This is a genomic window from Cereibacter azotoformans, assembly GCF_021391315.1.
GTDB classification, from domain to species: domain Bacteria; phylum Pseudomonadota; class Alphaproteobacteria; order Rhodobacterales; family Rhodobacteraceae; genus Cereibacter_A; species Cereibacter_A azotoformans.
Genome location: NZ_CP090021.1, coordinates 1778310 through 1800698, shown reverse-complemented (window position 1 = coordinate 1800698; position 22389 = coordinate 1778310). Strand labels below are relative to the sequence as shown.

Sequence of the window (22389 nt, the reverse complement as noted above, 5' to 3'; positions counted from 1 at the left end):
GGCGCCGCGCCGACTATTCCACCGTCACCGACTTGGCGAGGTTGCGCGGCTGGTCCACGTCGGTGCCCTTGGCGATGGCGGTGTGATAGGCCAGAAGCTGCGCCGGCACCGCATAGAGGATCGGCGCCAGATAGTCCGCGACCCGAGGCAGCGTGAGGGTTTGCCAGCAGCCGGCGCCCGCCTCCTCGATCCCTTGCGCGTCCGAGATCAGCAGAACCTTGCCGTGGCGGGCCATGACCTCCTGCATGTTGGACACGGTCTTGTCGAAGAGCCCGTCGCGCGGGGCCATCACGATCACCGGCACGCGGTTGTCGATCAGCGCGATCGGGCCGTGTTTCAGCTCGCCCGACGCATAGCCTTCGGCGTGGATGTAGCTGATTTCCTTAAGCTTCAGCGCCCCCTCAAGGGCGAGCGGAAACATCGGGCCCCGGCCGAGGAAGAGGATGTCCTGCGCCTCGGCCAGCTCGCCCGCGAGGCTCTGGATGTCGTCGGCCAGCCCGAGCGCGTGGTTCATCAGCCCCGGCAGCGTCGCCAGCGCGTCGAGCTTTCGGCCCAGCTCGGCCGCGTCGATCCGGCCGCGGTCATGCGCCGCCTTCAGCGCAAGAAGTGCCAGCACCGTGAGCTGGCAGGTGAAGGCCTTGGTCGAGGCCACCCCCACTTCGACGCCGGCAAGGATCGGGAGCGCAAGGTTCGCCTCGCGCGCGATCGACGAGGTGGGCACGTTCACCACCGCCAGCGTGCGCGCCACCGCCTCGCCCGCATGGCGCAGCGCGGCCAGCGTGTCGGCCGTCTCGCCCGACTGGCTCACGAAGATGGCCCAGGAGGTGGGCGAGAGCACCGGCTCGCGGTAGCGGAACTCCGAGGCGATATCGACGTCCGCCGGCAGGCCCGCGATCTGCTCGAACCAGTATTTCGCCACATGGCAGGCGTAGGAGGCCGTCCCGCAGGCGACCAGCGTCACCCGGTCCACGCCGGTGAAATCGACCCCCGGCAGGTTGATCCGCCCGTTCTGGACGTAGTGGCGCAACGCATCGGCCAGCACGACCGGCTGCTCGGCGATCTCCTTGGCCATGAAATGCTTGTAGCCGGCCTTTTCGATCCGCGTCGCGTCGATCTGGATCCGGGTGGTGGCGCGGTTCACGCGGCGGCCGTGGCTGTCGAAGATCTCGGCGCCCGCGCGGGTGACGACGGCCCAGTCGCCTTCCTCGAGATAGGTGATCGCATCGGTCATCGGTGCCAGCGCGATCGCGTCCGAGCCGACGAACATCTCGCCGTCGCCATGCCCGATCGCCAGCGGCGAGCCCTTGCGGGCGGCAATCAGCAGATCGTCCTCACCCTCGAAGAGAAAGCAGAGCGCGAAGGCTCCCGTCAGGCGCGAGAGCGTCGCGGCCGCGGCCTCGCGCGGGGTCAGGCCGCGGGCCATGTGCATCTGCGTGAGCAGGGCCACGGTCTCGGTGTCGGTCTGGCTTTCGAACCCGCAGCCGGCTTCGGCCAGTTCGGCGCGCAGCTCGCGGAAGTTCTCGATGATGCCGTTGTGGACGACCGCGACCGGGCCCGCGCGGTGGGGATGGGCGTTGGTGACGGTCGCGGCGCCGTGCGTGGCCCAGCGGGTGTGGCCGATCCCGCTCTTGCCGGCGAGAGGCTCGTGCACCAGAAGGTCCGAGAGATTGACGAGCTTGCCCACCGCGCGGCGGCGGTCGAGCTTGCCGCCGTTCACGGTGGCGATGCCGGCCGAGTCATAGCCGCGATATTCCAGACGCTTCAGCGCCTCGACCAGAAGGGGCGCGACCTCGTGGTTGCCAAGGACGCCGACGATCCCGCACATCAGTTCGTTCCCTTCTTGCTTGCGTCCCTTGCGGCGCGGAACATCTCCATCAGCCGCGTGGCCAGACCGGGTTTCGTCACCTGCCGCGCCCGGCCCACGGCCAGCGCCTCGGCGGGAACATCCTCGGTGATGACCGAGCCCGAAGCCGTCATCGCGCGCGCCCCGACGCTGACCGGTGCCACCAGCATCGTGTCCGAGCCGATGAAGGCATGGGCGCCGATCTCGGTCCGGTGCTTGTTCACCCCGTCGTAGTTGCAGGTCACCGTGCCCGCGCCGATGTTGGTGTGCTCGCCCACATGCGCGTCGCCAAGGTAGGTGAGGTGGCCCACCTTCACCCCCTCGTCGAGCACCGCATTCTTGATCTCGACGAAGTTGCCGACATGCACATCCTCGGCCAGTTCCGCACCCGGACGCAGGCGGGCGAAGGGCCCGACCGTCGCCCCGCGCGAGATGTGGCAGCCTTCCAGATGGCAGAAGGCCCGGATCTCGGCGCCGGACTCGACCGTCACTCCGGGGCCGAAGACCACGTTCGGTCCCACGATCGCGTCGCGGCCCAGGAAGGTGTCGAGCGCGAAGAAGACCGTGTCGGGCGCGGTGAGCGTCACCCCGTCCTCGAGCGCCGCGGCGCGGGCCCGACTCTGGAATTCCGCTTCGGCGGCAGCCAGTTGCGCGCGGGTGTTCACGCCGAGCGTCTCGGCCTCGTCGCAGATGGCCACGCCGGCCGACAGGCCCTTGGCCCGCGCGAGGGCCACCACGTCCGTCAGGTAATATTCGCCCGCGGCATTGGCGTTGCCCACTTCCGAGACGAGCGAGAAGAGAAGATGCGTTTCCGCGCAGATCACGCCGGAATTGCAAATGGTTATCGCGCGCTCTTCATCCGTGGCGTCCTTCCATTCCACGATCCGGTCGAGGTCTTCGCCGCGGGTGACGAGGCGGCCGTAGCGGCCGGGGTCGGCGGCCTCGAAGCCCAGCACGACCACCGCGTGACGCGCCCGCATCTCGATCATCCGCTCGAGCGTCTCGGGCCGGATGAAGGGCGTGTCGCCATAGAGCACCACCACCTCTCCCGGCGCATCGGCCAGAAGCGGGGCTGCCTGGGCGACGGCGTGGGCCGTCCCGAGCTGTTCGGCCTGCACCACGACCTCGACCGTCTCGTCGAAGGCCCGCGCGGCACGGGCGACCTGTTCGGCGCCGTGTCCTGCGACAACCACCACGCGCTCGGGCTCGAGCGACTGGCCGGCCCGCAGCGCATGGTGCAGCATGGGCGCGGCGCCGACGCGGTGCAGCACCTTGGGCAGGTCCGAGTTCATCCGGGTGCCCTGTCCGGCAGCGAGAACGATCAGCGAAACGGTCGGACGGCTCATGGGCACCCTTTCCTTTGCGATGCGCACCTTTTAACGGGGAATGGCCAAGCCGCAAGCTCGCGGCCATCACACTCTTTTACCGGCTGTTTCAGGAGGCACGATGCGCACCGATCCCCAAGACGGCCCGCAGCCCGCGCCCGGCGGCACCCTTCGCACGGTGGTGTTCGATCTCGACGGGACGCTGGCCGACACGAGCGCCGATCTCATCGCCTCGGCCAATGCCTGTTTCCGGGCCCTGGGCCGGGGGGAACCGCTCGATCCGCTGAAGGATGCGCTGACGGCCTTTCACGGCGGCCGCGCGATGCTGAGGCTCGGCTTCGAGAGGCTGGAGGGGCGCTGGTCCGAGGCCGACATCGACCTGCATTACCCGATCCTGCTCGAGAACTACCGCTGTGCGATCGACGTGCATACGACCCTCTATCCGGGTGCGCGGGACGCGGTGGAGCGGCTGAGGGCCGAGGGCTTTGCCACCGCCGTCTGCACCAACAAGCCCGAGGCCCTGGCCGAGACGCTGCTCGGCCTCATGGAGATCCGGCATCTGTTCGACGCGATGATCGGCGCGGACACGCTGCCCGTGCGCAAGCCCGATCCCGCGCCCTATGTCGCCGCGGTCGAAAGGGCGGGCGGCTCGGTCGCGCGTTCGATGCTGGTGGGCGACACGCGCACGGACCGCGAGACGGCGCGGGCGGCGGGGGTGCCGGTCGCGCTGGTGACCTTCGGGCCGAGCGGCCGGGACGTGGCCGCCCTCGGGCCCGAGGCGCTGCTCGATCATTTCGACGATCTGCCCGCGCTGGCAACCCGCCTGCTGGGCTGAGGCCCGCCGGCAATCCTTACTCCTGCCGCGCGCGCCAGAGCGGGACGGTCGAGATCGACATCTTGGCCGAGCCTTCCGCCAATTCCCGCGCATGGACGAGATAGATCAGCGTGTCGTTGGGCTCGTCATAGATCCGCGTGATCCTGAGCGACTTCAGCACGAGCGAGCGGCTCGCCTTGAAGATCTCCTCGCCGTCCCGCGACCGGTCGATGTCGCCCACCGTGACGGGGCCGGTCTGGCGGCAGGCGATCGAGGCGTTGGACGGATCCTCGAACCAGTTGCCCTGCCTTAGCCGGTCGATCACCGATCGGTCGAAATAGGCGATGTGGCAGGTGACGCCCTGCACCTGCGGATCGGGGATCGCCTCGATCAGGATGTCGTTGCCGACCCAGTCCACGCCGACCTCGCCCACCACCTCGGCGCCCGCGGGGCCTGCCAGCATCAGCGCCAGCGCCATCCAGACATGTTTCATTCACACCTCCTGCCTTGGCGTCGAGCATGGCGCAGTTCCGCCCGCCGCGCGAGGCCCTCGCACGCCGCACTTGACCGACTCGCGCCGGTCCGGCAAGAAATGAACACACGTTCAATAAAGGGCTCGCCGCATGTTCCACGCTCCGATGACCTTCGACCTGGGCGACGAGATCGCCGCCCTCCGCGAGACCGTCCACGCCTGGGCGCAGGAGCGGGTGAAGCCCATGGCCGCCCGGATCGACCGCGAGAACGTCTTTCCGGCCGAGCTCTGGCGCGAGATGGGCGAGCTGGGCCTGCTGGGCATCACCGTGCCCGAGGAGTTCGGCGGCTCGGACATGGGCTATCTGGCCCACACGATCGCCGTGGAGGAGGTGGCGCGTGCCTCGGCTTCGGTCTCGCTCAGCTACGGGGCCCATTCCAACCTCTGCGTGAACCAGATCCGCCTGAACGGCAGCCCCGAGCAGCAGGCGCGCTACCTGCCCAGGCTCGTCTCGGGCGAGCATGTGGGGGCGCTCGCCATGTCCGAGGCGGGCGCGGGCTCGGACGTGGTGTCGATGAAGCTGAAGGCGGAAAAGCGGAACGGCTACTACGTCCTGAACGGCACGAAATACTGGATCACCAACGGGCCGGATGCGGATGTGCTGGTGGTCTATGCCAAGACCGACCCCGAGGCGGGGGCGAAGGGGATCACCGCCTTCCTGATCGAGAAGTCGATGAAGGGTTTCTCGACCTCGCCGCATTTCGACAAGGTGGGGATGCGGGGGTCCAACACGGGCGAATTGATCTTCGAGGACTGCGAGGTGCCGTTCGAGAACGTCCTCGGCGCCGAGGGCAAGGGGGTTCGCGTCCTCATGTCGGGCCTCGATTACGAGCGGGTGGTGCTCTCGGGCATCGGCACGGGCATCCTTGCGGCCTGCCTCGACGAGGTGGTGCCCTACTGCCAGAGCCGCCAGCAGTTCGGCCAGCCGATCGGAAGCTTCCAGCTGATGCAGGGCAAGCTGGCCGACATGTATGTCGCGCTGAACACCGCACGGGCCTATGTCTATGAGGTGGCCCGCGCCTGCGACGCGGGGCGCGTGACGCGGGCGGATGCGGCGGGCTGCGTGCTCTATGCCTCGGAGCAGGCGATGGTGCAGGCCCATCAGGCGGTGCAGGCGCTCGGCGGGGCGGGCTTCCTGAACGATTCCGTCGTGAGTCGTCTTTTTCGGGATGCCAAGCTGATGGAGATCGGCGCCGGCACGTCCGAGATCCGCCGGATGCTCATCGGCCGCGAACTGATGGCGGGCTGAGCGGTGGCGCGGCGTGGCTCACCCCCCGCGGGCAGGAGTGTCGTGAACCGCCGGAGGAACCGGCCCGGCCGAACCGGGCCGGCCGCAGGATCAGAATTTCCAGATGTAGGACACGCCCACCACCACGGGATCGATCTCGGCCGTACCGAGGTCCCCGCCGTCGAGCGTCACGTCGCTGTCGATGTCCATCCAGCGGACGTCGGCGCGGATCGCGTTGCGGTCGTTCAGCCAGTAGTCGAAGCCCGCATGGACCGAGAGGCCCCAGCTGTCGTCAAGCTTCAGATCGCCGAGCGGGCTGCTTTCCTCGAAGAAGGTCACATAGGTCACGCCCGCCCCGATGAAGGGCGCGAAGGCGCCGCCAGTCGGGAAGTGATACTGCAGCGTCACCGTCGGCGGCAGGTGCTTGATCGAGCCGATGCCGGAGCCATCCACTTTCAGATCGTGCTTGAAGGGGGTGGCCGCGAGGATCTCGATCCCCAGATTGTCGCGGATGAAGTATTCGAAGGTGATCGTCGGCTGGATCTCGTTGCCCACCTCCAGATCGCCCGCGGTCAGCGTGCCGTTGTCGGACTTCGGCATCACGCTGCCGAGCCCGAGGCCGAAGGTCATCTCGCCGGCCGATTGCGCAGCGGCGGGCGCTGCGGCGAGGAGGGCGAGGCTTGCGGCGACGGCCGCGGGAATCATCGTGTGCATCTGCATACCCTGGAGTTACCGATGCGGGTGACCCTCGCCCCTCCGTGGCCCGATGACCTTGATTTGCGTCAATGCCGTGCGGTGCTCCATGCGCCGCAGCCCGGCGGACACGCCGCCTGTTCCCCTCAGCCTCCGAGCCGCCCATGAAACTCGCCTCCCGCATCCTGCCCTCGTCCGAGGCCTTCCGCGCCAACCGCGCGCATCATCTGGCGCTGATCGCCGAGACGGCCGCGGTTGCGGCCCGCGCGGCTCAGGGGGGCGGTGCGGCCGCCCAGGCGCGGCACGCCGCACGAGGCAAGCTGCCCCCGCGCGAGCGGGTGGCCGGGCTTCTCGATCCAGGCTCGCCGTTTCTTGAGATCGGGGCCTTTGCGGCCAACGGCATGTATGAGGATGCCGCCCCCTGCGCGGGCGTCATCGCCGGCATCGGCCGGGTGCACGGGCAGGAGGTGATGGTCGTGTGCAACGACGCCACCGTGAAGGGCGGCACCTACTATCCGATGACGGTCAAGAAGCACCTCCGCGCGCAGGAGATCGCCGCCGAATGCCGTCTGCCCTGCGTCTATCTGGTGGATTCCGGCGGGGCGAACCTTCCCAACCAGGACGAGGTCTTCCCCGACCGCGACCATTTCGGCCGCATCTTCTACAACCAGGCGCAGATGAGCGCCGCGGGAATTCCCCAGATCGCCGTCGTCATGGGCTCCTGCACCGCGGGCGGCGCCTATGTGCCCGCCATGTCCGACGTCACGATCATCGTCCGAAACCAGGGCACGATCTTCCTCGCCGGCCCCCCTCTCGTGAAGGCCGCCACCGGCGAGGTGGTCTCGGCCGAGGATCTCGGAGGCGGCGATGTCCACACCCGGCTGTCGGGTGTGGCCGACTATCTGGCCGAGGATGACGCCCACGCCCTCGCGCTCGCGCGCCGGGCGCTGCAAAGCCTGAACCGGACCCGTCCGCCTTCGGTTGCCTGGGCCGTCCCCGAAGAGCCCGCCCACGACCCGGAGGAGATCCTGGGCCTCGTTCCGGCCGACCTGCGCACCCCCTGGGACATCCGCGAGCTGATCGCGCGGCTGGTGGACGGCTCGCGCTTCGACGAGTTCAAGCCGCGATTCGGCGAGACGCTGGTCACGGGCTTTGCGCATCTCATGGGTTGCCCGGTGGGGATCGTCGCCAACAACGGCGTCCTCTTCTCCGAGGCCGCCATCAAGGGCGCCCATTTCGTCGAACTCTGCTCGCAACGCTCGATCCCGCTGGTCTTCCTGCAGAACATCACGGGCTTCATGGTGGGCCGCCGCTACGAGAACGAGGGCATCGCCCGCCACGGCGCCAAGATGGTGACGGCCGTGGCCACCACCGCCGTCCCCAAGATCACGATGATCGTGGGCGGCTCCTTCGGGGCCGGAAACTACGGCATGGCGGGGCGCGCCTATTCCCCGCGCTTCCTCTGGACATGGCCCAACGCGCGCATCTCGGTCATGGGGGGCGAGCAGGCGGCGGGCGTCCTCGCCACCGTCCGGCGCGACGCGATCGAGCGGCAGGGCGGGGCGTGGAGCGCCGAAGAGGAGGCCGCCTTCAAACGCCCCACCATCGAGATGTTCGAGCGCCAGAGCCACCCGCTCTACGCCTCGGCCCGGCTCTGGGACGACGGGATCGTGGACCCGCGCAAGAGCCGCGAGACGCTCTTCCTCTCGCTCTCGGCCGCCCTCAACGCCCCCATCGCGCCGACGCGCTTCGGCCTCTTCCGGATGTGATCCGTGGGCAGCGCGCATCCTTTCATTCTGGCAGAAATATCCTCGGGGGGTGCGGGGGGCAGACAGCCCCCCGCGGCCGGCCCGGAAGGCGAGGTCCGATGTTCCGCAAGATCCTGATCGCCAACCGCGGCGAGATCGCCGTCCGCATCATCGCCACCGCCCGCCGCCTCGGCGTCGCGACGGTGGCTGTCCATTCCGACGCCGATGCCGATGCGCTGCATGTGGCACTGGCCGACGAGGCGGTGCCGATCGGCGGCCCGCAGCCCGCCGACAGCTACCTGCGCGGCGACCGTCTGATCGAGGCGGCGCTCGCCACGGGCGCCGAAGCGATCCATCCGGGTTACGGCTTCCTCTCCGAGAACCCAGGCTTCGTCGAGGCGGTCGAGGCGGCGGGCCTCACCTTCATCGGCCCCTCGGCCGCAGCGATCCGCGCCATGGGGCTGAAGGATGCGGCCAAGGCGCTGATGGCGCGCGCCGGCGTTCCCGTCGTGCCCGGCTATCACGGCGAAGATCAGGAGCCCGAACATCTGGCGCTGATGGCCGGGGATGTGGGCTATCCCGTGCTCATCAAGGCGGTCGCGGGCGGCGGCGGCAAGGGCATGCGCCGGGTCGAGCGGGCCGAGGATTTCACGGCCGCTCTCGCCTCGGCCCGGGCCGAGGCCCGCACTGCCTTCGGCAACGAGGACGTCCTGATCGAGAAATGGATCGACTGCCCGCGCCACATCGAGGTGCAGGTCTTCGGCGACGGCAGCGACGCCGTTCATCTCTATGAACGCGACTGTTCGCTCCAGCGCCGCCACCAGAAGGTGATCGAGGAGGCCCCGGCGCCCGGAATGACGCCCGAGATGCGCGCGGCGATGGGCGAGGCCGCTGTCCGCGCCGCCCGCGCCATCGGCTACCGCGGCGCCGGCACGGTCGAATTCATCGTGGACGGGTCCGAGGGCCTCCGCCCGGACCGCTTCTGGTTCATGGAGATGAACACCCGCCTTCAGGTCGAGCATCCGGTAACCGAGGCCGTCACCGGGATCGACCTCGTGGAATGGCAGCTTCGCGTCGCGGCGGGCGAGCCCCTCCCGCTTGCGCAGGACGAGATCCCGCTGATGGGCCATGCCTTCGAGGCGCGCCTTTACGCCGAGGACGTGCCCGCGGGCTTCCTGCCCGCCACCGGGCGGCTCGACCATCTGCGCTTCGCCGATGGCATCCGGGCCGACACGGGCGTTCGCACGGGCGACCGCATCAGCCCCTGGTATGATCCGATGATCGCCAAGATCGTGGCGCACGGCCCCTCGCGAGCGAGCGCGCTCAACCGCCTTGCGCGGGCGCTCGAGGAGACCGAGGTGGCGGGAACGGTCACGAACCTCGCCTTCCTCGGCCGTCTGGCGCGCCATCCGGGATTTGCCGCGGGCGAGGTGGATACCGGCCTCATCGCCCGCGATCTGGCAAGCCTGACCGAGCCCGTGGCGGTCGCGCCCGAAATCACCGCTGCCGCCATCCTGACGGCCGAGCTGGGCGACATGGCACCCCCGCTGCAGGGCTTCAGCCTCTGGGGTCCGCTGCGCCGCCACGCGCGCCTGCGGCGCGACGGCGAGGAGATTGCGGCCATGCTGATCGTCGAGGCGCCGGGTCGCGCGCGCGTCGAACTGGGCGGGGTCACGCTGGCGGCCCGGCTCTGCCCCGAGGGCTGGGAGGTGGCCGGCCGCCATCCCGGGCGCGTGCTGCGGACCGACGCGCAGGTCCATGTCTTCGCCCGGCAGGGCACGGTCAGCTTCGAGATCCCCGACCCGTTCGACCGGGGCGGCGAGGAGGCGGGGCAGGGTGGCCTGACGCTCTCGCCGATGCCGGGGCTGGTCCGCGAGGTGGCGGTGCGCGTGGGCGAGCATGTCGCGAAGGGCGACCGGCTGGCCGTGATCGAGGCGATGAAGATGGAGCATGTGCTGGCCGCCTCGCGCGATGGACGGGTGGCGGAGGTGCTGGTCGAGGCCGGGGCGCAGGTCGAGGCGGGCGCGGCCCTCGTGCGCCTGGAGGACGAGGATGGCTGAGTTCGTCGAGATCTTCGAGGTGGGCCCGCGGGACGGGCTCCAGAACGAGCCGCGGGCGATACCCACCCGCGACAAGATCGCGCTGGTCGACGCGCTCTCGGCCTGCGGCTTCCGCCGGATCGAGGTGGCGAGCTTCGTGAGCCCGAAATGGGTGCCGCAGATGGCCGACGGGGCCGAGGTGCTGGCGGGCATCCGGCGCAGGCCCGGCGTGACCTATTCCGCGCTCGCGCCGAACCTGCGCGGCTACGCGGGGGCGGTGGCCGCGGGGGCGGACGAGATCGCGGTCTTCGTGTCGGCCTCCGAGGGGTTTTCGAAGGCCAACCTCAACTGCAGCGTCGCCGAGAGCCTCGAGCGGCTCGGTCCCATCGCCGAGGCCGCGCGGCGCGACGGCACGCGGTTGCGCGGCTACATCTCGATGGTGGTGGAGTGCCCCTTCGACGGTCCGACGCCGCCCGCGGCGGTGGCTCGGGTGGCGGCGGCGCTGCGCGATCTGGGCTGCGCCGAACTCTCGCTCGGAGACACGGTCGGGCGGGCGACGCCCGACGGGTTCGACGCCATGCTGACCGCGGTCCTTGGGGAACTGCCGCCCGCGCGGCTGGCCGCCCATTGCCACGATACGGCCGGCCGGGCGCTTGAGGTGATCGACGCGGCCCTCGCGCGTGGGCTGCGGGTGGTGGATGCCTCGGTCGGCGGGCTCGGCGGCTGCCCCTATGCGCCGGGGGCTGCGGGCAATGTCGCCACCGAAGCGGTGGCGGCGCATCTTGCGGCCAAGGGATACGAGACCGGGCTCGATCCGGCGAGACTGGCCGAGGCCGCGGCGCTGGCGCGGCGCCTGCGCACCGGCTGACAGGAGGGGACATGTTCGAAACCATCCGTATCGCGGAAGACAGCCGGGGCGTCGCGACCCTCACACTCGACCGGGCGGAAAAGCACAATGCCCTGTCGGCCGCGATGATCGCGGAACTGACCGAGGCGGCGGCGCGGCTCGGGGCTGCGGCCTCGGTCCGGGTGGTGGTGCTGGCCGCGGCGGGCGAGAGTTTCTGCGCCGGGGGGGATCTGGGCTGGATGAAGGCGCAGATGGTGGCGGACGGGCCCACCCGCGCGGACGAGGCGCGCAAGCTGGCCCACATGCTGCGGGCCCTGAACGAGTTGCCGAAGCCGCTGATCGGCCGGGTGCAGGGCCAGGCCTTCGGGGGCGGCATGGGGCTGATCTCGGTCTGCGACACGGCCCTTGCCGCGGACGGCGCGCGCTTTGGCCTCACCGAGACCCGCCTCGGCCTGATCCCGGCCACCATCGGCCCCTATGTCGCCGCGCGCGTGGGCGAGGCCATGGCGCGGCGCGTCTTTTTCTCGTCCCGGCTCTTCGGGACGGACGAGGCGGTGCGGCTGGGCTTCCTGTCGGCGGCCGTCGCGCCCGAGGCGCTCGACACCGCCATCGAGGCCGAAGTGCGGCCCTATCTCTCCTGCGCGCCGGGGGCCGTGGCCGAGGCCAAGGCCCTGCTGCGCCGTTTCGGCTCCCCGATCGACGAGGAGCGGATCGAGGCCAGCATCCGCGCCCTCGTCAACCGATGGGAGAGTGACGAGGCCCGGGAGGGGGTCGAGGCCTTTTTCGGCCGCCGCCCCGCAGCATGGGCGGGACAGGTCTGAGTCGGACCCGGCGTGCGGCAGGGCGTCCGCGCTCGCCATTGCCGCATAAGCAAAATTTCGGTTCACCATTGTATACCAATGACATAAGGCACATTTCCGTCGCGGTGTTTTGTCGCGAGGTTTGGTTGACCCCGGCCGGGGCGCAGAGTAAACGAAGCGTCAGCACGTGACTGCCTGTGCCGCCGGAAACGGTGGCCAGCCGCCAGCCGAGGGAGCCACCATGGACGATCTTCTCCGAGAGTTTCTTCCCATCGTCATCCTGACGGTGCTGGCGGGAGGCCTCGGGCTCCTGCTCATGCTGTCGGCGGTGATCGTGGCGGTGCGAAATCCCGACCCCGAGAAGGTCTCGGCCTACGAATGCGGATTCAACGCCTTCGACGACGCCCGGATGAAGTTCGAGGTGCGCTTCTACCTCGTCTCGATCCTCTTCATCATCTTCGACCTCGAGGTGGCGTTCCTGTTCCCCTGGGCGGTGGCCTTCGGCGACATCTCGATGACGGCCTTCTGGTCGATGATGGTCTTCCTGGCCGTTCTGACCGTCGGCTTTGCCTACGAATGGAAGAAGGGGGCGCTGGAATGGCAATGACCGGCCTCAACACCGCGGGCCATGACCGCGACTACGACACGGCGGGCCTCAACCGCGAGCTTCAGGACAAGGGCTTCCTGCTGACCACGACCGAGGATCTCATCAACTGGGCGCGCACCGGATCGCTCCACTGGATGACCTTCGGTCTGGCCTGCTGCGCGGTCGAGATGATGCACACCTCGATGCCGCGCTATGACGTGGAACGGTTCGGGGTGGCGCCGCGCGCCTCTCCGCGCCAGTCCGACGTCATGATCGTGGCCGGCACCCTGACCAACAAGATGGCGCCTGCGTTGCGCAAGGTCTATGATCAGATGCCGGAACCGCGCTATGTGATCTCGATGGGCTCCTGCGCGAATGGCGGGGGCTACTACCACTACAGCTACTCGGTGGTGCGCGGCTGCGACCGGATCGTGCCGGTGGACATCTATGTGCCGGGCTGCCCGCCCACGGCAGAGGCGCTGCTCTATGGCATCCTCCAGTTGCAGCGGAGAATCCGCCGCACCGGCACCATTACCCGCTGAGGAGACCGACATGGCCGAAGCCCTTCAGGAACTGGCCGCGCATGTCGAGATGCGCCAGCCCGACGCGATCCTCGGTCATCGGATCGAGTTCGGCGAACTGACGCTGGATGTCGCGCCGAACCGTATCGTCGGATTGGTCGAGTTCCTGCGCACCGACGCGCGCTGCCGGTTCTCGTCGCTGGTGGACATCACGGCCGTGGACCATCCCGAGCGGCCGGCCCGCTTCGACATGGTCTATCACTTCCTGTCGATGTATCAGAACCATCGCATCCGCCTGAAGATGCAGGTGCGCGAGGACGAGACGGTGGCCTCGATCCATTCCGTGCACCCCTCGGCCAACTGGTTCGAGCGCGAGGTGTTCGACATGTTCGGCATCCTCTTCACCGGCCACCCCGACCTGCGCCGCATCCTGACCGACTACGGCTTCCGTGGCCATCCGATGCGTAAGGACTTCCCGACGACGGGCTACACCGAGGTCCGCTATGACGAGGTCCAGAAGCGCGTGATCTACGAGCCGGTGAAGCTGGTGCAGGAATACCGCCAGTTCGACTTCCTTTCCCCGTGGGAAGGTGCGGACTACATCCTGCCCGGCGACGACAAGGCACGGACGTAAGGGGATGGCCATGGACACCAAGTTCGACGACGTGCTGACCGGCGAGCAGAAGCTTCGCAACTTCAACATCAACTTCGGCCCGCAACACCCTGCTGCGCATGGTGTTCTTCGCCTCGTGCTGGAACTTGACGGCGAGGTGGTGGAACGCTGCGATCCGCATATCGGCCTTCTGCACCGCGGCACCGAGAAGCTGATGGAGACGCGGACCTACCTGCAGAACCTGCCCTATTTCGACCGGCTCGATTATGTGGCGCCGATGAACCAGGAACATGCCTGGTGCCTCGCCATCGAGAGGCTGACCGGGGTGCAGGTGCCGCGGCGGGCCAGCCTGATCCGCGTGCTCTATTCCGAGATCGGGCGCGTTCTGAACCACCTGCTGAACGTGACCACGCAGGCCATGGACGTGGGCGCGCTGACCCCGCCGCTCTGGGGCTTCGAGGAGCGCGAGAAGCTGATGGTGTTCTACGAGCGCGCCTCGGGGGCGCGGCTCCACGCGGCCTATTTCCGGCCCGGGGGCGTGCACCAGGACCTGACGCCGCGCCTGATCGAGGACATCGAGGAGTGGGCCGAGCATTTCCCGAAGGTGCTCGACGACCTAGACGGGCTGCTGACCGAGAACCGGATCTTCAAGCAGCGCAACGTCGATATCGGCGTCGTGACCGAGAAGGACATCCTCGACTGGGGCTTCTCGGGCGTGATGGTGCGCGGGTCGGGCCTCGCCTGGGACCTGCGCCGCTCGCAGCCCTACGAATGCTACGACGAGTTCGATTTCCAGATCCCGGTGGGCAAGAACGGCGATTGCTACGACCGCTACCTCTGCCGCATGGAAGAGATGCGCCAGTCCACCCGGATCATCCAGCAGTGTCTTGCCAAGCTGAGGGTGGAGAAGGGGGACGTGCTGGCGCGGGGCAAGATCACGCCGCCGCCACGGGCCGAGATGAAGACCTCGATGGAGGCGCTCATCCACCACTTCAAGCTTTACACCGAGGGCTTCCACGTCCCCGCCGGTGAGGTCTATGCCGCCGTCGAGGCGCCCAAGGGCGAGTTCGGCGTCTATCTGGTGGCCGACGGAACCAACCGGCCCTACCGCGCCAAGATCCGCGCGCCGGGCTTCCTGCATCTGCAAGCCATCGACTACATCGCCAAGGGCCACCTGCTGGCCGATGTGTCCGCCATCATCGGCACGCTCGACGTCGTGTTCGGGGAGATCGACCGCTAATGCTTCGCCGCCTGCATCACGCCCAGCCCGACAGCTTCGCCTTCACCCCGGCGAACCTCGAATGGGCGCGTGGCCAGATCTCGAAATATCCCGAAGGCCGTCAGGCCTCGGCCATCATCCCGCTTCTGTGGCGCGCGCAGGAACAGGAGGGCTGGCTCACCAAGCCCGCCATCGAACATGTGGCCGACATGCTGGGCATGGCCCGCATCCGGGCGCTGGAAGTGGCGACCTTCTACTTCATGTTCCAGCTGCAACCCGTTGGCAGCGTGGCCCATATCCAGATCTGCGGCACGACCTCGTGCCTGATCTGCGGCGCCGAGGAGCTGATCCGCGTCTGCCGCGAGAAGATCGCGCCGCAGCCGCACATGCTGTCGGCCGATGGCCGCTTTTCGTGGGAAGAGGTCGAATGCCTCGGGGCCTGCGCCAATGCGCCCATGGCCCAGATCGGCAAGGACTATTACGAGGATCTGAACGCCGAGACGCTGGCCGCGCTGATCGACCGCTTCTCGGCGGGGGATGTGCCGCGGCCCGGCTCGCAGATCGGGCGTTTCTCGTCCGAGCCAGCGGGCGGCGCCACGAGCCTGACCGAGGTCGGCCCGCGGGCCTCCGAGCACAACGCCTCGGTGGCGCTGGCGCTCGGGATCGGTGACACGATCAAGCGGATCGACGGGACCGAGGTTCCGATCCTGACCCCGTGGCTGGGCCGGCGTCCGCCGGTGGCCGAGGCGGCGGGCGAGCCGCAGAGGCCTACACCCGGCGCGGGCCGTCCGGTGGACAAGACCGGCGTCACCATCGAGGAGGCCCCGGCCGATCGGGCGGCGCGGCCCGAGAAGCCGGGCGTGGCCACCGGCGGAACGGCCACGGCCGAGCCGGGGGCGCAGACCGCCGATCCGAAGAAGCCCGAGGGCTGATGGCGGGCGGGCCCGACGACACGCGGCAGGCGCGGCAGGTCGCGCTTCTCATCGCGGCGACGGGTCTCATGTGGATCGGGGCGCAGATCCTGGGAGGATGGCTGGGCTTGGAGGCCCGGATCTTCCTCCTCTTCGACCTGGCGGCGCTCGCCGGGTTCAGTTGGGCGCTGGTGACAACCTGGCGGATCTGGCGACGGCGCCAGGGGAAATGAGGACGATGCGATGCTGAAGGACCAGGACCGGATCTTCACCAACCTCTACGGGATGGGCGACCGCAGCCTGAAGGGCGCGATGGCGCGCGGCCAGTGGGACGGGACGGCCGACCTGCTCGCGCTCGGCCGCGACAGGATCATCGACATCGTGAAAACCTCCGGCCTGCGCGGCCGGGGCGGCGCGGGCTTCCCGACGGGCCTCAAATGGTCGTTCATGCCCAAGCAGTCGGACGGCCGCCCGTCCTACCTTGTGATCAACGCCGACGAATCCGAGCCCGCGACCTGCAAGGACCGCGAGATCATGCGCCACGACCCCCACACGCTGATCGAGGGCGCGCTGCTCTCGGGCTTCGCGATGGGGGCGGTCGCGGCCTACATCTACATCCGCGGCGAATATATCCGCGAGAAGGAGGCCCTGCAGGCCGCCATCGACGAGGCCTATGACGCGGGCCTGATCGGCCGCAACGCCGCGAAGTCGGGCTACGATTTCGACATCTACCTGCATCACGGCGCGGGCGCCTACATCTGCGGCGAGGAGACCGCGCTGCTGGAAAGCCTGGAAGGCAAGAAGGGGATGCCGCGGATGAAGCCGCCGTTCCCGGCAGGCTCGGGCCTTTACGGCTGCCCGACCACGGTGAACAACGTGGAGTCCATTGCCGTCATTCCCGCGATCCTGCGCCGGGGCGGCGAGTGGTTCGCGGGCTTTGGCCGGCCGAACAACGCGGGCGTGAAGCTCTTTGCCATGTCGGGGCATGTGAACACGCCCTGCGTGATCGAGGAGAGCATGTCGATCTCGATGAAGGAGCTGATCGAGAAGCATGGCGGCGGCGTGCGCGGCGGCTGGAAGAACCTCAAGGCGGTGATCCCCGGCGGCGCCTCCTGCCCGATCATCCCGGCCGAGCAATGCGAAGACGCGGTGATGGACTATGACGGGATGCGCGAGCTGAAGTCGAGCTTCGGCACCGCCTGCATGATCGTGATGGACCAGCAGACCGACGTCATCAAGGCGGTCTGGCGGCTGGCCAAGTTCTTCAAGCACGAGAGCTGCGGCCAGTGCACCCCCTGCCGCGAGGGCACGGGCTGGATGATGCGCGTGATGGACCGGCTGGTGCGCGGTGAGGCCGAGGTCGAGGAGATCGACATGCTGCTCTCGGTCACGAAGCAGGTCGAGGGCCACACGATCTGCGCGCTCGGCGATGCGGCGGCCTGGCCGATCCAGGGCCTGATCCGGCATTACCGCGAAGAGATCGAGGACCGGATCAAGGCGAAGAAGACCGGGCGCATGGGCGCCATGGCGGCGGAATGACCGATCCGCGGGCCCGGCGGGCCTGCGCGTGACGGAACGGAACTTGGGCGGCGGGGGCCGCACGGCGGAGTAGGCGGATGAGCAACCTCAAGAAGATCATCATCGACGGTATCGAGGTCGAGGTGGACGGCGCCATGACGCTTCTGCAGGCGGCCGAGGAGATCGGGATCGAGATCCCGCGCTTCTGCTACCACGAGCGGCTGTCGATCGCCGGCAACTGCCGCATGTGCCTCGTCGAAGTGGTGGGCGGGCCGCCGAAGCCCACCGCCTCCTGCGCCATGCAGGTCCGCGACCTGCGCCCCGGCCCGAACGGCGAGCCGCCCGTGGTCAAGACCAACTCGCCGATGGTCAAGAAGGCCCGCGAGGGGGTGATGGAGTTCCTGCTCATCAACCACCCGCTCGACTGCCCGATCTGCGACCAGGGCGGCGAATGCGACCTGCAGGACCAGGCGATGGCCTATGGCGTCGATTTCAGCCGCTACCGCGAGCCGAAGCGCGCCTCCGAGAACCTGAACCTCGGGCCGCTGGTGGCGACGCAGATGACGCGCTGCATCTCCTGCACCCGCTGCGTGCGCTTCACGACCGAGGTCGCGGGCATCAGCCAGATGGGCCAGACCGGGCGCGGCGAAGACAGCGAGATCACCAGCTACCTCAACCAGACGCTCGACACCAACCTTCAGGGCAATATCATCGACCTCTGCCCGGTGGGCGCGCTGACCTCGAAGCCCTATGCCTTCACGGCGCGGCCTTGGGAACTGAGCAAGACCGAGTCGATCGACGTGATGGACGCGCTGGGGTCGAACATTCGCGTGGACACCAAGGGGCGCGAGGTCATGCGCATCCTTCCGCGCAGCCACGACGGCGTGAACGAGGAATGGATCAGCGACAAGACCCGCTTCGTCTGGGACGGGCTGCGCCGCCAGCGTCTGGATGTTCCCTACGTCCGCGAGAACGGCAAGCTGCGGAAAGCCTCCTGGGCCGAGGCGCTGCAGACCGCCGCCGCCGCGATGAAGGGCCGGAAGGTCGCGGGCCTCGTGGGCGATCTGGTGCCGGTCGAGGCCGCCTTCTCGCTGAAGACGCTGGTCGAGGGGCTGGGGGGCCGCGTGGAATGCCGGACGGACGGCGCGCGGCTGCCCGCAGGCAACCGTTCGGCCTATGTCGGCAATGCCGCGATCGAGGAGATCGACACCGCGAAGCGCATCCTGCTGATCGGCACCGACCCGCGCAACGAGGCGCCGGTGCTGAACGCGCGCATCCGCAAGGCGTGGCTTCTGGGGGCCGAGGTCGGGCTGATCGGCCGCGCGGTGGACCTGACCTATGACTATGCGCACCTCGGCACCGACCGGGCGGCGCTGGTGAAGCTCGCGGACGAGCCTGTGGCGGACGAGAAGCGCGGCGGCCTCGTGATCGTGGGGCAGGGCGCGCTGACCGAGGCCGATGGCGAGGCGGTTCTGGCGCAGGCGATGAAGCTGGCCGAGGCGATGGGCGCGAAGCTTATGGTGCTGCACACCGCCGCCGCGCGTGTGGGCGCGATGGATGTGGGCTGCGTGACCGAGGGCGGGTTGCCGGCGGCCATCGGGGGGGCCGAGGTGATCTTCAACCTCGGCGCCGACGAGGTCGAGATCGGCGCAGGCCCCGTCGTGATCTATCAGGGCAGCCACGGCGACCGCGGCGCGCACCGCGCCGACGTGATCCTGCCCGCCGCGACCTACACCGAGGAGAACGGCCTCTTCGTGAACACCGAAGGCCGGCCGCAGCTGGCCTTCCGCGCGGGCTTCCCGCCGGGCGAGGCCAAGGAGAACTGGGCGATCCTGCGCGCGCTTTCGGCCGAGGTGGGCCAGACGCTGCCCTGGGACACGATGGCCGCCCTGCGCCGCAAGCTGGTCCAGGCCGTGCCGCATCTGGGCCGCGTCGATCAGGTGGCCGCGAACGAGTGGCAGCCGCTGCCGCTGCGCGAACCGGGCAAGGCGGACTTCCGTCTTGCGGTGTGGGACTTCTACCTGACCAACCCGATCGCGCGCGCCTCGGCGCTGATGGGTGAGCTTTCGGCTCTGGCCGCGCGGCGCGGCCAGCCGTCGCTCGCGGCGGAGTAGGGCGTGCGGCCGGCTGTCCTCTTTCCGGTCGGGCTCGCTCTGGCGGGCCTTGCCTCGTGCGCTCCGCCGGCCGCACCCGAGGCTGCGCTGCCGGACGAGGCGTTCACGCCCGTCTACAAGGGCATCGAGACGCGGCTGCTCGATGATGATCTCGTCGAGTTCCTCGTCGAGATGGAGGGGGCGCGGGGCATCCCCGATGTCGAGGATTACGCCCGGTGCGCCGCTGCCCAATACACGCTCATCCGCGGTTACGGCTTTGCCCGGCATCTGCGAACAAATGTCGCAGAGAGGGGTGGCGTTTGGCGGGGTGATGCGATTTACACCATTTCGGCCGCGCTGCCCCGCGGCGTGCAGACGATCGACGCCGAGGTGACGGTGCGCGATTGCCGGGAACAGGGAATACCGACGATATGACGATCGGCATGAGGGATGCGAGGCGCCATGGATGAGTTCATGAATTCGGGGATGGGCATCATCCTCACGATCGCGGCGCAGGGGCTTCTGGTCATAGCCTTCGTGATGATCTCGCTTCTGTTCCTCGTCTATGGCGACCGCAAGATCTGGGCGGCGGTGCAGATGCGGCGCGGCCCGAACGTGGTGGGCGCCTTCGGCCTGCTGCAGACGGTGGCCGATGCCGCGAAATACGTCTTCAAGGAGGTCGTGGTTCCCGCGGGCGTGGACCGGCCGGTGTTCTTCCTTGCGCCGCTGCTGTCCTTCGTGCTGGCGGTGCTGGCCTGGGCCGTGATCCCCTTCAGCCCCGGCTGGGTGCTGTCGGACATCAACGTGGCGATCCTGTTCGTCTTTGCCGTCTCCTCGCTCGAGGTCTATGGCGTGATCATGGGCGGCTGGGCCTCGAACTCGAAATATCCGTTCCTCGGCTCGCTGCGTTCGGCGGCGCAGATGATCTCGTACGAGGTGTCGCTGGGGCTGATCATCATCGGGATCATCATCTCGACAGGCTCGATGAACCTGACCCACATCGTCGAGGCGCAGGCGGGCCCGTTCGGGATCTTCAACTGGTACTGGCTGCCGCACCTGCCGATGGTGGCGCTGTTCTTCATCTCGGCGCTGGCCGAGACCAACCGCCCGCCCTTCGACCTGCCGGAAGCGGAATCCGAACTCGTGGCCGGCTTCCAGGTCGAATACAGCTCGACCCCGTTCCTGCTGTTCATGGCGGGCGAGTATATCGCCATCTTCCTGATGTGCGCGCTGATGAGCCTTCTGTTCTTCGGCGGCTGGCTCTCGCCCATTCCGGGGCTGCCCGACGGCGCGCTCTGGATGGTGCTGAAGATGGGCTTCTTCTTCTTCCTGTTCGCGATGGTGAAGGCCATCGTGCCGCGCTACCGCTACGACCAGCTCATGCGGATCGGCTGGAAGGTGTTCCTGCCCTTCAGCCTCGCCTGGGTGGTTCTGGTGGCGTTCCTTGCGAAATTCGAAGTGTTCGGCGGCTTCTGGGCCCGCTGGGCGATGGGGGGCTGACATGGCCAGGACAGGCGCAATCGACTACGGCCGGGCAGTCAAGTACTTTCTGCTGCTCGATTTCATCAAGGGCTTCGGCCTTGGCATGAAGTATTTCTTCGCGCCCAAGCACACGCTGAACTACCCGCACGAGAAGGGGCCGCTGTCGCCCCGCTTCCGGGGCGAGCACGCGCTGCGCCGCTATCCCAACGGCGAGGAACGCTGCATCGCCTGCAAGCTCTGCGAGGCGGTCTGCCCGGCGCAGGCCATCACGATCGACGCCGAACCGCGCGAGGACGGCAGCCGCCGCACCACGCGCTACGACATCGACATGACGAAATGCATCTACTGCGGCTTCTGTCAGGAGGCCTGCCCGGTGGATGCGATCGTGGAAGGCCCCAACTTCGAATTCTCGGTCGAGACGCGCGAGGAGCTGTTCTACACCAAGGAGAAGCTCCTGCAGAACGGCGACCGCTGGGAGGCCGAGATCGCCCGCAACCTCGAGCTGGATGCGCCCTACCGATGAACGACGAGCTGGCGAAGATGTTCAAGTCGATGATCGAGCAGGGCCACGAGATGGCCCGCTCGTTCAATCCCGCCCTTGAGCATTTCCAGGTGAAGGAGTTCGAGAAGCTCATCCCCACCATGTCCAAGGACGTGATGGAGATGTGGTTCGGCCGAACCTTCAACCGCGAGGGGCTGGACGCCAAGACCCGCCTCCTCGTGACGCTCGCCGCCCTGACCGTTCTCGGCGCCCACGCCGAGCCCCAGATCCGGCTCACGATCCGCCACGCGCTGGCGGCCGGGGCCACCAAGCGCGAGATCGCCGAGGTGATCTGGCAGATGAGCCTATTCGGCGGGGTGCCCGCCATGCAGAAGGCGCTGGACGTGGCCCAGAGCGTCTTTGCCGAGTTCGAGGAGACAGACGAATGAGTGTCGCCGATCTGGCCTTCTACTGTTTTGCCGTGCCCGCGGTCTTTGCCGCGCTCATGGTCGTGACGCAGCGCAACATGGTCCATGCGGTGCTGTGGCTGATCCTCGTCTTCCTCAGCTCGGCCGGGATGTTCGTGCTGCTCGGCGCCGAGTTCGTGGCCATGCTGCTGATCATCGTCTATGTCGGCGCGGTGGCGGTGCTGTTCCTGTTCGTCGTCATGATGCTCGACGTCGACTTCGAGGCGCTCAAGTCCGAGATGGCGCGCTACATGCCGGTGGCGGCGCTGATCGGGATCGTGATCCTGCTTCAGCTCTCGATGGGGATCGGCGCCTGGGTGACGGCCGAGGGCGCGCCGGCTCTGCGCCAGGCGCCGACGCCCGACCCGAACCAGATCGAGAACAGCCGCGCGCTCGGGCTGCTGATCTATGACAAGTATCTCTACCTCTTCCAGACAGCGGGTCTGATCCTGCTGGTGGCCATGGTCGGGGCGATCCTGCTCACGCTGCGCGAGCGGCGCGATGTCAAGCGCCAGAACGTGCTGGCGCAGATGTGGCGCGATCCCGCCGAGGCGATGGAACTGAAGGACGTGAAGCCGGGGCAGGGCCTCTGAGGCCGGACCGGGGTAGGCTCTGCGGAGCCTGACGGA

General features: G+C 68.4%; 23 protein-coding genes. 19 read left to right on the top strand and 4 right to left on the bottom strand.

The features are described 5' to 3' along the window. Positions 1-13: 13 nt before the first annotated feature. The gene (glmS, locus tag LV780_RS08980) at positions 14-1825 is read right to left on the bottom strand and encodes a glutamine--fructose-6-phosphate transaminase (isomerizing) (protein WP_108220487.1); all 1812 of its coding nucleotides are present in this window, start codon (positions 1823-1825) and stop codon (positions 14-16) included. After that, entirely contained in the window at positions 1825-3189 is a 1365-nt protein-coding gene (gene glmU, locus LV780_RS08975) for a bifunctional UDP-N-acetylglucosamine diphosphorylase/glucosamine-1-phosphate N-acetyltransferase GlmU (RefSeq protein WP_101340261.1), read from the bottom strand. The genes glmS and glmU overlap by 1 nt, the downstream gene beginning before the upstream one ends. A gap of 100 nt (positions 3190-3289) precedes the next feature. On the opposite strand from glmU, the gene LV780_RS08970 reads away from it, so the two are divergent. Next, on the top strand, positions 3290-4003 hold the full coding sequence (locus tag LV780_RS08970) for a phosphoglycolate phosphatase (protein ID WP_108220488.1): 714 nt from the start codon (positions 3290-3292) through the stop codon (positions 4001-4003). A gap of 16 nt (positions 4004-4019) precedes the next feature. Here the strand turns inward: LV780_RS08970 and LV780_RS08965 are convergent, their stop codons facing one another. Further along, the gene (locus LV780_RS08965) at positions 4020-4475 is read right to left on the bottom strand and encodes a CreA family protein (RefSeq protein ID WP_108220489.1); all 456 of its coding nucleotides are present in this window, start codon (positions 4473-4475) and stop codon (positions 4020-4022) included. A 130-nt stretch (positions 4476-4605) separates the two neighbouring features. Here LV780_RS08965 and LV780_RS08960 point away from each other — a divergent pair, with 130 nt between their 5' ends. After that, on the top strand, positions 4606-5763 hold the full coding sequence (locus LV780_RS08960; RefSeq protein ID WP_101340259.1) for an isovaleryl-CoA dehydrogenase: 1158 nt from the start codon (positions 4606-4608) through the stop codon (positions 5761-5763). Between the two features lie 90 nt (positions 5764-5853). Here the strand turns inward: LV780_RS08960 and LV780_RS08955 are convergent, their stop codons facing one another. Beyond that, on the bottom strand, positions 5854-6456 hold the full coding sequence (locus LV780_RS08955) for an OmpW/AlkL family protein (RefSeq protein ID WP_108220580.1): 603 nt from the start codon (positions 6454-6456) through the stop codon (positions 5854-5856). A 143-nt stretch (positions 6457-6599) separates the two neighbouring features. Here LV780_RS08955 and LV780_RS08950 point away from each other — a divergent pair, with 143 nt between their 5' ends. The 17 genes from LV780_RS08950 (at position 6600) to LV780_RS08870 (ending at position 22353) form a co-directional block, all read left to right on the top strand. After that, the gene (locus LV780_RS08950; RefSeq protein WP_108220490.1) at positions 6600-8204 is read left to right on the top strand and encodes a carboxyl transferase domain-containing protein; all 1605 of its coding nucleotides are present in this window, start codon (positions 6600-6602) and stop codon (positions 8202-8204) included. 98 nt (positions 8205-8302) lie between these two features. Next, positions 8303-10243 (top strand): ATP-binding protein, encoded by a 1941-nt coding sequence (locus tag LV780_RS08945; protein ID WP_108220491.1) that lies wholly within the window; start codon positions 8303-8305, stop codon positions 10241-10243. Beyond that, positions 10236-11090: a hydroxymethylglutaryl-CoA lyase gene (locus LV780_RS08940; protein WP_011909020.1), complete on the top strand. Its 855-nt coding sequence runs from the start codon at positions 10236-10238 to the stop codon at positions 11088-11090. Before LV780_RS08945 ends, LV780_RS08940 begins: the two co-directional genes overlap by 8 nt. Positions 11091-11101: 11 nt before the next feature. Then, positions 11102-11890: a crotonase/enoyl-CoA hydratase family protein gene (locus LV780_RS08935; RefSeq protein ID WP_117344994.1), complete on the top strand. Its 789-nt coding sequence runs from the start codon at positions 11102-11104 to the stop codon at positions 11888-11890. A 220-nt stretch (positions 11891-12110) separates the two neighbouring features. Then, the gene (locus tag LV780_RS08930; RefSeq protein WP_044248187.1) at positions 12111-12476 is read left to right on the top strand and encodes an NADH-quinone oxidoreductase subunit A; all 366 of its coding nucleotides are present in this window, start codon (positions 12111-12113) and stop codon (positions 12474-12476) included. Next, positions 12473-12997 (top strand): NuoB/complex I 20 kDa subunit family protein, encoded by a 525-nt coding sequence (locus LV780_RS08925; protein WP_011909017.1) that lies wholly within the window; start codon positions 12473-12475, stop codon positions 12995-12997. Before LV780_RS08930 ends, LV780_RS08925 begins: the two co-directional genes overlap by 4 nt. Before the next feature lie 10 nt (positions 12998-13007). Further along, a complete protein-coding gene (locus LV780_RS08920; RefSeq protein ID WP_011909016.1) occupies positions 13008-13610 on the top strand; it encodes an NADH-quinone oxidoreductase subunit C in 603 nt (200 codons plus the stop codon). 10 nt (positions 13611-13620) lie between these two features. Continuing rightward, positions 13621-14829, top strand: coding sequence for an NADH-quinone oxidoreductase subunit D (locus tag LV780_RS08915; protein WP_011909015.1), 1209 nt, complete (start codon positions 13621-13623; stop codon positions 14827-14829). After that, positions 14829-15740, top strand: a complete 912-nt coding sequence (gene nuoE, locus LV780_RS08910; protein ID WP_108220493.1) for an NADH-quinone oxidoreductase subunit NuoE — start codon at positions 14829-14831, stop codon at positions 15738-15740. The genes LV780_RS08915 and nuoE overlap by 1 nt, the downstream gene beginning before the upstream one ends. After that, positions 15740-15952 (top strand): DUF5337 domain-containing protein, encoded by a 213-nt coding sequence (locus tag LV780_RS08905; protein WP_011909013.1) that lies wholly within the window; start codon positions 15740-15742, stop codon positions 15950-15952. Before nuoE ends, LV780_RS08905 begins: the two co-directional genes overlap by 1 nt. A gap of 10 nt (positions 15953-15962) precedes the next feature. Next, complete coding sequence (gene nuoF / locus LV780_RS08900) at positions 15963-17258, top strand: NADH-quinone oxidoreductase subunit NuoF (protein ID WP_011909012.1); 1296 nt, start codon at positions 15963-15965, stop codon at positions 17256-17258. Positions 17259-17335: 77 nt separating this feature from the next. Then, a complete protein-coding gene (nuoG, locus tag LV780_RS08895; protein WP_108220494.1) occupies positions 17336-19351 on the top strand; it encodes an NADH-quinone oxidoreductase subunit NuoG in 2016 nt (671 codons plus the stop codon). A 3-nt stretch (positions 19352-19354) separates the two neighbouring features. Then, positions 19355-19765: a hypothetical protein gene (locus tag LV780_RS08890; RefSeq protein WP_108220495.1), complete on the top strand. Its 411-nt coding sequence runs from the start codon at positions 19355-19357 to the stop codon at positions 19763-19765. A gap of 27 nt (positions 19766-19792) precedes the next feature. Next, complete coding sequence (nuoH, locus tag LV780_RS08885; protein ID WP_101340326.1) at positions 19793-20830, top strand: NADH-quinone oxidoreductase subunit NuoH; 1038 nt, start codon at positions 19793-19795, stop codon at positions 20828-20830. A gap of 1 nt (position 20831) precedes the next feature. After that, positions 20832-21335: an NADH-quinone oxidoreductase subunit NuoI gene (gene nuoI / locus LV780_RS08880; RefSeq protein WP_011909008.1), complete on the top strand. Its 504-nt coding sequence runs from the start codon at positions 20832-20834 to the stop codon at positions 21333-21335. Further along, complete coding sequence (locus LV780_RS08875; RefSeq protein ID WP_011909007.1) at positions 21332-21742, top strand: carboxymuconolactone decarboxylase family protein; 411 nt, start codon at positions 21332-21334, stop codon at positions 21740-21742. Before nuoI ends, LV780_RS08875 begins: the two co-directional genes overlap by 4 nt. Then, complete coding sequence (locus LV780_RS08870) at positions 21739-22353, top strand: NADH-quinone oxidoreductase subunit J (RefSeq protein WP_108220496.1); 615 nt, start codon at positions 21739-21741, stop codon at positions 22351-22353. Before LV780_RS08875 ends, LV780_RS08870 begins: the two co-directional genes overlap by 4 nt. Positions 22354-22389 lie beyond the last annotated feature (36 nt).